Below are 14,051 nucleotides of genomic sequence, written 5' to 3' on the forward strand. Positions count from 1 at the left end.
TGCCGAAATGGCGACTGCTCCAGATACCCTGCAGCGGCATGCCTGGCCCCGGGCGTCAGAGCTCCTCCTGTTCCCGCGGCAGACGTATGGTTACGGTGGTTCCTACTCCCACCACGCTGTCGATCCGGACCTTGCCATGGTGCATCTCGACGATCTGCTTGGTGATGGCGAGTCCCAGCCCGGTCCCCTTTTCCTTGGTGGTGAAGAACGGTTCGAAGATCTTTTCCAGGTTGTCGGCTGGAATGCCGGCGCCGGTGTCACGGAAGGATATGTCGACAAATCCGTCGTCGGCCAGGGCCGTGCCCACCACCAGGCTCCCCCCTCCTGCCATTGCCGCTCCGGCGTTGAGGATCAGGTTGATGGCAACCTGCCGGATCTGGTCGCCGTCCGCCATGATCTCCGGGAGGTCTTCGCACAGCTCGGTCCGTACGGTTACGTGGTGCATGTCGGTATGATTGGCGGCAAAATCGACGATCTGCTCCAGAAGGCCGTTGATATCGGTCGGCTCCATGACCGGTTTGGGTGTCCGGGCGTAGGAGAGAAGGTCCTGGACGATCTTCTTGCACCGCTTGCTCTCCCGTTTGATCTCGTGCATGTATTTGAAGCCCGGATCATCGGGCGACATCTTTCCCTCAAGATAGCTGGCATATCCCAAGATCACACCGAGTGGATTGTTGATCTCATGGGCAACCCCCGAAGAGAGGACCCCCAGGGAAGCCATTTTCCCCTGTTGCGCCAGGGTGGCCTCCATCTCCTTGTTGTGCTTGATGATGGTGGTCATCCGGTTGAATGCGGCGGCAAGCTCGCCGAACTCGTCGCTGGTTTCCTCAGGCATCCGTTCGTCCAGGCGCCCCCGCTTGACCCGGCGGATCACCTCGATCATCCGGTTGATCGGATCGGTCAGGACCTTGGAGGCCAGCACCACCATACCCGAGGCGATCACCCCCACCAGCAGGGTCAACAAGACGATGCTGGTCGTGATCCGCCCCTTGATCTTGTTCGGCTCGCTGTAAAACTCATCCTCGTAGGAACCGACGGCGACGATCCAGTCCCACGGCTTGAAATATTCGTAGCGGACGATCTTCATCCTGGCCGCCCTGTCCCCTTTGTTCTTCCAGGGATAACGTATCCAGCCCTTTTTGTTACGGCACATCTCGCGGATGAAATAGGACCCGTTCACGTCGCGGGCATCGAAGATATTGGCCCCTTCGTCAAAGGGGTGGATCATCAGGGTCCCTTTGCTGTCCATGCAGTAGATGTATCCCGTGTCGCCGACCTTTTTGCCGCGGATCTTGGCCTTCAGCTCCTCGAAGGAGTTGCGCTCGAACGCGGCATCCTCATAGGTTTCGTCCACATAGCTGCCAACTGCGATGATCCAGTCCCATTCGCGGAAATAGCGGTAGGCCACGATCTTGCGCCGCGGGTGGGTATCGCCGAGGGTAGCGTTGCGCCAGGGGTACATGATGTAGAGGACCTCTCCCGGCTTCGACTGCCTGGCCGCCTCGCACATGATCCGAATGAAATAACGGCCGTTCTCGTCCCGCTCGTTGTAGACGTTCTCCCCTTCGCGGGCGAGGTGGACCATCAGGTCGCCATTGGTGGTCATGGCGTAGATGTAGCCCGTCTCCCCCACGTTCACCTTCCGGAGCGACTTGCGCGCCTCCTGCCGGGCCGCTGCCAGGCTGAGACGGCCACTGGTATACTGCCGGTGCTCGTTCTCCACCAGGTTGTACGAGAGATTGACCAGGGTCGCCAGCTCAAGGTTGAGGGTTTTCTGCTTGTCCCGTTTGTAGACCTGGAATTGCTGGTGATGGGCGTTGAGGAGATCGGTGGTGAAGGTGGCCATGTGCTGGAGATCATCCATGCTGGTGCGGGTGATCCCCAGGTAGGCCTGGCGAGAGGCTATGGTCCCGACGATGGCGCCAACCAGCACAATGGGGACGATCACCAGCGGCATGACCACCACCAGCATCTTCCAGCGGAGCCGCAGGTTATCCAAGAACTTGAACAGGTATCGGCGCATCAAACCCCTTTCCATTTTACAACCTTCCAGATCAGCGGATTATCCTGTAAACAGCATGCAAATTTCCAGAAAAATCTTGCAGTACTGAGCGTTTTACATCCTGCCGGCAAAATATTCCGCCATTTCACTTCATATTTTCATGAGACATTTCACATAACCTGATGATCTATGGGACTTCTTGCAAACACTCTGACACATTTTTTCACACAATGGTCCGTGAATTCACGGCAAACGGTGGACGCCGCTCTCAACCAAATCCACGCAATTATCCGTAATGATTGGATGTTAATATAGTCTAATATATGGTATGTAATTTGCATCACTTAATTAATTAATGTCAAATGCCGATCAAGCTTTTGCATGAAGGTACATCATCTGTCCAAATCCGCCACATGCCCATAAACACGTTTCGCAAGGAGTGCCCATGAATTGCTGGCATAAGAACGTGCACGTATTGCTCCGGCTTCTCACCCTCGCCACGATCGTGGCATTGCCGGTTCTCCTTGCCGCTTCCGCCCACGCCACTCTCCTCTGCCAGGATTGCCACGGCACAAGAACCCCTGCCGACATCAGGCCACTAGACGACGGTTACCAGCGCAACCCCTACACGGGCGGCTTCATCGGCAACCATCGCACCCATATCCCCGCCCAGGCCACGGCAGCTTCCTGCGAACCCTGCCATCCGGGCAGCTCGACCTACGACATCAATCACCGTAATGGCCTCATCACGCTCAGGGCCGACCTCAATCAATCCCTGCTGCGAACGGTCTATGGCCCCTATTCCTCATCCACCTCCTTCCCGCAGACATCGATGCCGCAGCCGAGTTCCTGCAGCAACGTCAACTGCCACTTCGAACGGCCGTTCACACTTCCCTGGGGGAGCACCCCCCTTGCCAACGACACGTCCGCAGACTGTTCTGCCTGCCACCAGGCGCCGCCGACAGACGGATCGCACGGCAAAAAGCACGGCGACTACTTCGGCACCGGTTTCGACAGCTGCTCGCACTGCCATGTCGACCACCGGCAAGACCTCGATCCTCACCAGCATGCGCTCGACGCAGGCAAACGCGGCATCCAGCTCCGCTTCTCCAGCCTCCCCACCGGGCCGTGGCAGTACAGCGGCGACGTGAGCTACCCCGCCTACCTCCCGAGCCATAACCCTCCCCGGAACGGCTCCTGCATCAATATCTACTGCCACAGCGACGGCCAGGGAAGGAATGCGGCAGAGACGCCGACCTGGTCGTCCAGCACAACAACCACCTGCATCTCCTGCCACAACGGGCAGGGAGCGGACAATACCCAGGCAAACTGCACCACTGCCGGAGGGGTCTGGGATACGGACAAGGGGCTCTGCACCCCCTTCCTCAACATGACCTCCAACGGTCACGGCAGACTGGTCGGCCCGCAGTGGATAAGGAAATACCCCTGCACCTACTGCCACAACGAGACAGTGGCTCCGGTCAGGGATGCCAACGGCGGCGTGAGCGACGGCGCCATCCTGTACGGCAAGCACGTGAACCGGCAGAAGGACGTGGTGATGGACCAGAAATGGGCCATCGTCGGCAAGAATCCTCCCTCCTACGACCTGGCCACCAAGGTGTGCGACAACGTCTATTGCCATAGCGACGGTACGAACGACCCGGAGCAGATCCGCCCCTTTGCCTGGACCGAGCGGAAGACAAACTGCAACACCTGCCACGGCCACCCGCAGGGGAGCTGCAGCAGCGCGGGATGCCACGACGGCCGGCCCAGAGATGGCGGCGGATACTGGACCCTGCCCGAGCGGTTCGGGAATGTCTCCTCCTACACCTGGCCCGCCGGCGAGGAGTGGAAGGCAGCCATACCGATGTTCGCCAATGCCGGAGCGGGAACGGACCGCGCCAACTCGCACAGCCGCCATACCGACACGGAGTTCACCTGCGATCACTGCCATGCATCGACCACCATCAACGGGCTCTGCACCGACTGCCACACGGATGGCCTTCCGCCGGGGAGCATGACCGAGGTTTCGCACTTAAACGGCGCCTATCACGTCAACAAGACCAAGGACGTGGTCTTCAAGAACGGCGGCTCGTACGACATTTCGGCCAAGGTCTGCAGAAACACCGAATGCCACAGCGGCAGCGACCCGGTCTGGGGTGAATCGGTGACGCGTACCGTCATCTGCCTGAGCTGCCACGGCACCTCCGGAGTCGACATCGACGACTTCGAGGCCTTTAATGGCAACAAGGGGAAGATCAACCTGAACGAGTGGCGGGCAACCGGCCATGGCCGCCAGACCGCGGACGGCCCCTACCCCGCCAGCGGGAATCCCCCGGCCAACTTCCCCGGCAACCCCTGTTGGTACTGCCATGACAACACCATCCTGCATAAGGACGCCGGCAACCCTTACCGTCTGCGCATCCACCAGCAGTTCAGCCAACGGTTTTTCAAGGAATGCGGCTACTGCCACATGGAGGGTATCGACAGCGAATGCCTTGGTTGCCACTACTCCGCGGAATCCCTTGCGCTGCAGCTCTCTGCGCCGCAGGTGATGACGGCGCACAACGACCGGCTGATCACCTCCGGCTGCCGCGCGGCATCCTGCCACGACAGCGACGCAACCACTCACAACAGCGGCTCGCCGTTCTGGAGCAAGGCGCAGAACGAGGATGTCCGGAGCCAGTACCTAATGATGGGGGTCTGTCTCAAATGCCACGACGACGACAGCGGCGGCAAATGCACCGAGTGCCACACCGCCCCCCCGGAAAACCCGATGAAGTACTCCCTCGGCTTTGACCCCGGCACCGGCTACATCAAGCCGCAAAAGGCCATAGCCTCGTCCGTCCACTTCGGCTACAAGCACTACCGCGCCTACCAGGCAAACGGCGTCTGGAAAGGGGGCAAGTTCTGCTGGGACTGCCACGACCCCCACGGCGACAGCAATATCTACATGGTGCAGAAGAAGGTGGCCACCTCCACCGACGGCAAATTCGGCAAACCGCTCAGCCGTGCCGACGTTTCCTTCACCAGGAAGCAGACCGGTCTCGACTATGCCCGTATCGAAACCCCGTACGACGGTATCTGTAATGTCTGCCATTCCTTTGAGAGCAAGCATTTCACCTATCGCAGCGGCGACAACCACAATACCGGCAGGATCTGCACCACCTGCCACGAGCACCGCTTCACCGACAGCCATGCCGACAAGCAGGCCTGCAATTCCTGCCACAACAACAAGCCGGTACCGCGCCACTCGGGATTCGGCCTGCCGAAGGACTGCACCAAGTGCCACGGCGGGGCGATCGGCATGCGCATGGACGTCATGGGGCAGTTCAGGGCCAATTCACATCATGTGCAGGGAGTGGAGATATCCAACAAGCACTGCTACGCCTGCCACTGGGAATCGACGCCAGAAGGGCTCATCGATGTGCGCTACCACGAAGGATTCAACTTCAAGAACTACTCCACCATCAAGTTTGCCAAGGTCGACCTGACGATCTGGGGAGCGAACCAGCGGCCGGTCTATTACAGCATGACGACCGCCGTCACCTTCACTGCATCCAACATGATGCAGGACACGGGTGTGGCCAGGGCAGAGGCGGCAAAACTGAACAACCACTGCATCTCCTGTCACAGCGATCAGAACAATGACTCGACGCCGTTCAGCGACTGCAAGACACCGCGGGAATACGCCTGGGACAGCCGGAGCATCGAAGCGCGCTACAACAGGCCTGAGACGACCACCTGGGGCAAATACAACTCCACCAGCTATTCGACGGCAAACAAGAAGGACAAGGTCATCAAGGCGTTCTCGGCGCATGGCAATGCAGTCGCTAACCAGGGTGGCTTCAAGAACTTCAGCGGCTTTGACGGCGTCATCCCGAATACCCGGGGAGGAGCCAACAACGTCACCTGTTTCGACTGCCACAGCTCCCACGGCTCCAAGGTTACCGGAATCAGCTCAAGTTACGTCACCTTCAATGGCACCCGCAACGGCGCCAACCTGAAGGAGACCCAGGCCGGCAAAGGTGGCTACAGCATGAGCTACAAGGCCTCGTCGAACCAGGACACCGGCACCGTGAACCCCTACAGCGCAGGGGCGGGCCAGTGCTTCGACTGCCACCTTACGCAGAATGCCGGGACCACCCCCTGGGGTTACCAGAGCACGTTCGGCGCCAGCGCGCCGATCATGGCCTACACGGATACGCTGCGGTTCGGCCAGGGGGTAAAGGCAATGACGGCACGCTACCCCTATCGCGACGCGAAGAAAACCATTGTCGGTGGCCACCTGAAGGCATCGGCCATGCTCAACTACACCACGGCGGCCAGCGACCGGATCAACGGCCTCTGCACGCCATGCCATGATCCCCACGGCGTCAGTCCGGGCATCGGAGCCAACCAGGAGTATGCCGTGCCACTGCTCAAGGGGACCTGGCTCTCCTCACCGTTCAGGGACGACACACCGCCACCGAACCCGACAGGGGCCAACAGCACGGCCATCTCCTGGGGCAAGGCAGGCGGCTACAGCCCCTCCACCCCGCCGGTGACCAACTACCGGCTAGAGAGGAACACCTTCTCCAACAAGCGTCTCAACGAGACCGACGCCCAGTTTGCCGGCCTCTGCATCCGCTGCCACAAAAAGGAAAAACTGACCGACGGCATCAACAAGAACACCGCCTTCAAGAGCCTGGACCGGATTCACGAATCGGTCTCGGGATGGGGTGCCAACAGCGAGCACTCGTTCTCCTGTTCCAAGTGCCACCAGCCGCACAACTCGGGCCTGCCCCGGCTGATGCAGACCAACTGCCTCAACTTCAACCATCGCGGCTTCCGGTCATCGGGGGGGCAGGCGGTCATGGCCGACACCGTTGACAGCCGGGCACATAGCCGCGCCAGTCAACATCGCGGCTACCCGGTCGCAAACATTCTCGGCAACTCCGCCACCTCCGAGGCGGCCACCAGCTGCCATGCCAGCGCGCCGCTCAATACCGGCACCTGGCCGAGCAACAACCTCTGGAACAACGTGACGCCATGGTAAGGGGGACCAAGGGTATGCACCATCTCGAAGCAACAGTGATGACTCCTGCCGGTCACCTCAACAGATGCCATGCAAGGGAGAGGTCGATGCGCATTGCCAACGGCTTAACGTACCGTGTTGTCGCAGTTCTGCTGCTGGTTCTGTCAGCGCTCTGCCCCACTCCCAGCCATGCCAAGGGGGGAGACATACTCTGGCAGTCCGGCGACCTCCAGGCACACCGTCAGCAGGCAGTCGCATCGGCAGCCGACAGCGCCGGCAACCTCATCGTCACCGGCTTCCGCAACCTGTCGAACAGCACCGACGACGATTACTGGACCGTGAAATTCGACTCGAACGGCGAAGTGGTCTGGCGGGCCTTCTATAACCGCAACAACGGATCAGACCAGGCCACGGCGCTGCTCGTCGACGATAACGACGACATCATCGTGACCGGGTATACCTGGAACGGTTTCAACAACGATATCTACACGGCAAAGTACAGCGGGACAGATGGGACGGTCATCTGGGAACACACCTACAGCGGCGCGGCCAACGGCAATGACGTGGGGATCACCCTCGCCCTGGACGCCTCGTCCGGCACCCTCTATCTCGGGGGGTATACCCAGAACTCCGCCGGAAACGAAGATTACCTGGTACTCGTCTACGACAACACCGCTACTGGCAACAACCCGCCCGGTTCCGTCATAACCAGGGGGGGCTCGGCAGGCGGTAACGACAGGGTCTCAGCACTTGCCGCGAATGAAGACGGTCTGGCAGTGACCGGGACATCCTGGAACGGCACCGACTTCGATATCCTCACCATCATGTTCGAACCATCAGGGAGCGAGCGCTGGCACGTGCGCTATGCCTCCACCGGCAGCTATCCGGAAACCGGGCGTTACGTCCGGTTCGACGCGGCTGGCAACGTGGTGCTGGCGGCAACGGCGGCCAACCCCCTGGATTTCGACATCTATGTTGCCAAGTATGCCAAGGCGAACGGCAGCGTCATCTGGGAACAGACGCATAACGGGGCGTACGACGATGAACCGATGGGGCTCGTGGTGGGAGGAGACGGCGACGTCTACCTGACCGGCTACACCTGGACCCTTGCCGGCAGCAACGATTTCTATACGGCACGGCTGGCCGGCACAACGGGCAGCACGGTCTGGCATCAGATCTACAACTCCAGCGCCGACAATTCCGACATCGCCACAGCCACGGGCATCGCGGTCGACGACGCGACCAACGGCGATGTCTATGTCACCGGCTACACCGTCACCAACGGCAACTACGACTTCCGGACCCTGAAGTACAAGAAGGAAAACGGCCACCTGCTCTGGCAACAGGGCTACAACAGCACGGCAAACCGCGCCGACAGGACTGTCGGCATTGCCCTGGCGCCGAACAACGGCCTGTACGTCTCGGGCTGGAGCGACATGACCGCGGCAATCGCCAATGAAACCGCCACGGCCACCGGCGGGACCGTCAACACCATCGTCAATACCGTCAAGGCCTGGGCGGCCAACCAGTGGACCGGCATCTACATCATGATGACGAGCGGGGCAAATGCCGGCATCTCCCGCAAGATCACCGCGAACAGCGCGGACACGCTCACCTTCTCCCCGGATTTCGGCACTGCCGTGGCTCCGGGGGACGGCTACTACCTCTTCGACAAGGACGACTACGACCTGCAACTGATCAACTACGATCGGGGCGACCTGAACCCGCCGACGAGCCTCGTCTCCGAAACGGTCGAGAAGGCCGGTGACGGGACCTATCGGATTCATCTCACCTGGGAGGACAACTCGGCCGACGAAACCGGCTTCATCATCGAGCGAAAGCTGGGTGAACTCGGCACCTGGAGCGAGGTGGGCCGCGTAACCGCAAATATCACCTCCTACGACGACGCCGGCCTTGCGGCCAACGAATATTACTACTACCGGGTCAAGAGCTACCGTCAGACCGAAGAGAGCTATCCCGGCAACGAGGCCCACTCCCTGACATTCCTGGTGACCTACCTGACCCCGCTCTGGCAGATCCCGTACAACGGCGGCGAAAACATGGAGGACTATACCACCGCCATCGGGGTGGGGCAGGATGACAACCCCGTGGTAACGGGGCGTAGCGACAGCGGCCTGATCGGCATGTTCGACTTCTATACCCTCAAGTTGAACCGGGAGACCGGCGCCAAGATCTGGGAAGACCGTTACGACAGCATGCAGAACGAGATGGACACCGCCATCTGCCTGTCGGTGGACAACGGTAACAACGTGGTCGTTTCGGGCTTCTCCTCGCTCTACTATGCCCCGGCGGAAGGGAACGTCCACTCCGTGTTCACCCTGAAATACCCGGCAGCGGGACCGCCGGCAGTCTGGGAACGCCAGTACAACGGCCCGGCAGGCATCGACGACCGGGCAACGGCCATCACGTCTGCCTCCGACGGCAGCAACGTCTATATCGTGGGATATGGCCAGAACGCCCGCTACGACAATGACATCTACCTGATCAAATATCTGGCCGACGGCACCCAGGCCTGGACTATCACGCCGATCGACGGCGGCCGCCACGACTACCCGTCGGGCATTGCGCTCGACCCCCAGGGAAACGTGGTGATCACCGGCTACCGCCAGGGCTCGCGCGGTGAAGTCACCGACCTGGACAATTTCGACTTCTACACGGCCAAGTTCTCGGCCGCCACCGGGGCACTCCTCTGGCAGGAGACCTACAACCCCTACGGAACCGGCGATGCACGGTCAATGGGGGTTGCAACGGACAGCGACGGCGACATCTACGTCTCGGGCTTTGCCACGAACACCGTTGGCAACAAAGACTTCTACACCATCAAGTACAACGGCAACAGCGGCAGCCGCCTCTGGGAACGGAGCTACGACGGGCCGGCCCATGGCGACGACGGGGCGATAGCTGTCAAGGCAGACCCGATTATCGGGAAAAACCCGCTCGACGCCAATATCGTGGTGGTGGGGACGCAACTGACCAATCCATCGGGAAACGACAGCGACGTCCAGCTGATCCGCTACAGCAGGGACGGTGAAATCCGTTGGGAGCGGACCCTGCTCAGACCGGGCGTGGCCGATACTGCCGAGGCAGTCGCCATGGACGGCTCCGGCTACATCTATGTCGCAGCAGATACCGGCGACGACCTGGACAAGAACATCGTCTCGGTCATCTACGACTACGAAGGTACGCTTCTGGGGGGTACCACCTTTGACGGCGGCCACGGCTTCGATCAGGCGAGTTCCATTGCCGTCAACCACCAGGGGGAGGCGTTCATCGCCGGCTACACCACCAATGCCGCCCTGAATGCCGACTACATCGTCATCAAGCAGAAGAACACCTACAAGCTGGTGCCGACACCCTTTACTGCCATGGCGCAGGCCGACTACCGCCTGATCAACCTCTCCTGGCGGGACAACTCCCCCGGCACCCGGTTCCGGATAGAAAAGACCCCCGGACCGGCCACCACGGACAGCGTCTGGGAACTCCTGACGGACAGCAATCCGGCCACCACCGGCTATGCCGTCAGCGGCCTTTCCCCCAATACCCAGTACTGCTACCGGATCGAGGCGTATGAAGGAAGCCTCGCCTCCCGCAAGGTCATTACCTGCGCCACGACAACCCTGACCGCCCCTGTTCTGAACCCGGCAAGCGGCGTGACCACCTCTGCAATCACCATCTCCTGGCCCGATATTCCGGGCAACACCGGCTACAAGGTCGAGCGGAAGATCGGTGCCGGTTCCTGGGAGACCGCCCCCAGCGGTATCCTGGGCGCGAGCACCTACACCTACACCGACACCCTGCTTACCGCCGGGACCCAGTACACCTACCGGGTCAGCGCCCAAAACGGCGCCGGGTACTCCCTCCCGAGCAGCGAGCTGGTGGTCTGGACCCTCCCCGCGGCCACGACGCTGAACGCCCCGGTACCCTACGCGCCGACCCGCGTCGACCTTTCCTGGAGCAACGTTGTCGGCGAAAGCGGCTACCGGATCGAACGGAAGGCGGGAAGTGCGGGCAGCTGGGAGACGGTTGCGACCAAGTCGGCCGACGTACTCGCTCACAGCGACACTACCGCAGTCCACAACACCGAATACTACTACCGCCTGTTCGCCTACAACGCGAGCGGCGACAGCGCACCGAGCGCTGAACTGCGGGTCGTCACCCTCTCCGCCAACGCCGCCACCCTGACCGTGGCATCGAACGCCACAGCTGCCACGACCATCGACCTCACCTGGACCGACCTCTCCGACGAGACCGGCTACATTGTCCAGGAGTCGTCCTGCCGCTACCCCACAACCCCGTCGTATTGCAGCAACCTGACCAACGATACCTACTGGTATGCCTGGACCCAGGTGGGGAGCGTCCTGGCCGCTGACACGACCAGCTACCAGCGGACCGGGCTCTCTACAGCCAATGCCTACCGCTACCGGATCATCGCCAACGTTCCCCTCTCCAACGGGTCGACCAGCAACACGACCATCCCCAGCAACCTGAAGGGGGCGTGGACCTGGCTCGCCGCGCCGACACTGACCGTAACCCCCGCCTCTGAGACCTCGCTCGCTCTTACATGGACAAACGGCAACGGCGAAACCGGCTTCACCATCGACCGGAAGCTGGGAGCGGCCGGGACCTGGGCTCTGCTCACCACCAAGGGGATCAACATCACGACCCACACCGACACCGGCCTGAGCCAGCAGACCGAGTACTGCTACCGGGTCTCCCCCACCAACACGGCGGGGAACGCGGACCTGATGCTTCCCCCACCGGTCAGCAGCGACGAGCAGTGCCTCCCGACGCCGCTGCCGGCCCCGACGCTCAACGCGCCCGTACCCGACTCCCCCACCCAGGTCACCGTCTCCTGGAACAACGTCGCCGGCAACACTGGCTACGAGCTGCAGCGCTGCCAGCTCGTAAACCAGGGCTATCCCCAGTATGGGACGGCCTACCTGAACAGCGACAGCTACTGGACCGGCTGCACCACCATCCCGGTCGGCACCGACGTCACCACCTACGTCGACACCGGCCGGACCGCCGGCTATACCTACCGCTACAAGGTGCGCGACCTGTACGGGACCTCGCCGGTCTACTATTCGGCCTGGAGCATCGCGATGCCGGTCACCCTCCAGCCCCCGACCCCGACCATTAACTCCATTACCGTCAACGGCCCGACCCAGTTGACGATCAACTGGAGCAACGTCTTCGGTGAGATGGAATACCGTCTGGAGTGGAAACCGCGCAGCGGCGCCGACTGCACGATCGGGGAGTGGAATCCCTACATCACCGTCGCCCAGAACGCCACGTACTATGCCCATGCCTCCCTGACTCCCGGCAACTACTACTGCTACCGGCTCTCGGCGGCAAACGGCACCCTGGTCTCCGCTCCGAGTGCCGCAATGGCCCAGACCACCACCCTCGCGACGCCGGTCCTGAACCCGCTCGCCAACATCACCACTTCGTCCGTGACCCTCACCTGGACGACCGATCCGGCTGCCACCGGCTACCGGATATGGCGCAAGGTCGGTGAAACCGGGACATACTCCGCACTGACATCTGTGACCCCGACCGTGGGCACCACCAGCTATACCAACAGCGGGCTGACTGCCGGGACCTACTACGGATACAAAATCGAGGCGCAAAACGCCGGGGGCTATTCACCCCAGAGCACCGAGCAGACCACGATAACCACACCGGCTGCCCCGGTCCTATCCGCAACCACCATCTCGGCCGATACCGCCTCCGTTTCCTGGACGCTGGTCAAGGGGGCAACCAACTACAAACTGGAGCAACGGCTCGCCGAAGATTCATGGGGCGAGATAGCCAACGTTGCAAACGCCTACGCCGAAAGTTACTGCGGATATGCCGCGCCGCGCGTCAACTGCCCGAGCCTCTCCCCGACCGCGACCAGCTACAGCTCCCAGGGGCTTTTCGCCGGAAGCACCTACTGCTACCGGATGAAGGCCTGGAACCCGACTGGCGGCGATTCAGTCACCAGCACAGAAGTCTGCGTCAAAACCTCTGACCTGGCCGCGCCCCAGCTCACGGCAACACCGCACGATTCACGCAGGATCGACCTTTCCTGGAGCTATCTCCCCCCGTCGTGCAGCGGCAGCTGCGAACCGCCGACCGGCTTCCTCGTCGAACGACAGATGGGCGGGACCTGGCAACGGCTCGTCGTCACCCCGGCCACAACGACAAACTATACCGACCCGTGGGGGATCGATCCCCAGACGCGCTATTACTACCGCATGCTCGCGTTCACCGGGGACATCGAACTGTTCGACCCGGGTATTCCGGCCGCAACCTGGAGTCAGCAGGGCGTGACCCTGACGGGCAGCGGCCAGGTGGCGGTGAGCGATTCCTCCCCGCCGGTCAGCATCGTCGATCCGGTTAACGGGACTATCGCCATTGCAGCCGCAAATGGTGGCGTGCTCCTTTCCACCGCCAGTGCCGGCGGAGGGACGGCAGCCACCTACAACTACGCCAGGGTCAACTACCTTGCCCCCGCTACCCTGCATGGCGACTTCGAACTCCAGATCGACTTCACCATCCCGAATGCGCTGCCGGTCACGGCCCAATACCACTCCCTGGGCAGGCTTCATGTCAGCCTGCCGGCAGGAACCGGTGAAAACTATGCCTGGGTGGAGCGTACCGCCACCAGCTACAATGCCTCCATCGTAGTGAACAATGTCCCGTTCAACGGCACCGTCGCCACCGGCGACACCAGCGGCAAGCTCAGGATCACCAGGAACGGCACCACCATGACCGCCTCGACCTGGACCGGCGGCAGATGGCAGACCATGGCCATGGCCAGCGGCACATCCACCGAGACTGCCAGTGCCGTGCATCTGACGCAGTACGCCCAGCGCAACGAAGCGGTCTCCCTGAAGATGCTGTTCGACAATTTCGCGGCAACCTCCGGCAGATCGGCCTACAGCGACCCGCCGGCCTCTGCCGTGACCCTGCAGTACGTGCCTGCTGACGGCAACTGCCCCTGATCCGGAAAAGGCAGCAGATTCC

Annotated in this window: 3 protein-coding genes; 2 read left to right on the forward strand and 1 reads right to left on the reverse strand. The window is 61.5% G+C overall.

The genetic code is table 11. The features are described 5' to 3' along the window. Window positions 1-55 precede the first annotated feature (55 nt). On the reverse strand, window positions 56-2,023 hold the full coding sequence (locus tag GJT30_13495; protein ID MSM40623.1) for a HAMP domain-containing protein: 1,968 nt from the start codon (window positions 2,021-2,023) through the stop codon (window positions 56-58). A 424-nt stretch (window positions 2,024-2,447) separates the two neighbouring features. Between GJT30_13495 and GJT30_13500 the strand changes: the two genes are divergently transcribed. Further along, entirely contained in the window at window positions 2,448-7,040 is a 4,593-nt protein-coding gene (locus tag GJT30_13500; protein ID MSM40624.1) for a CxxxxCH/CxxCH domain-containing protein, read from the forward strand. Continuing rightward, entirely contained in the window at window positions 7,034-14,029 is a 6,996-nt protein-coding gene (locus GJT30_13505; protein ID MSM40625.1) for a hypothetical protein, read from the forward strand. The genes GJT30_13500 and GJT30_13505 overlap by 7 nt, the downstream gene beginning before the upstream one ends. The last annotated feature ends 22 nt before the right edge of the window (window positions 14,030-14,051 follow it).

Origin of the sequence: Geobacter sp. (genome assembly GCA_009684525.1) — a bacterium.
Classification (GTDB): Bacteria; Desulfobacterota; Desulfuromonadia; order Geobacterales; family DSM-12255; genus Geoanaerobacter.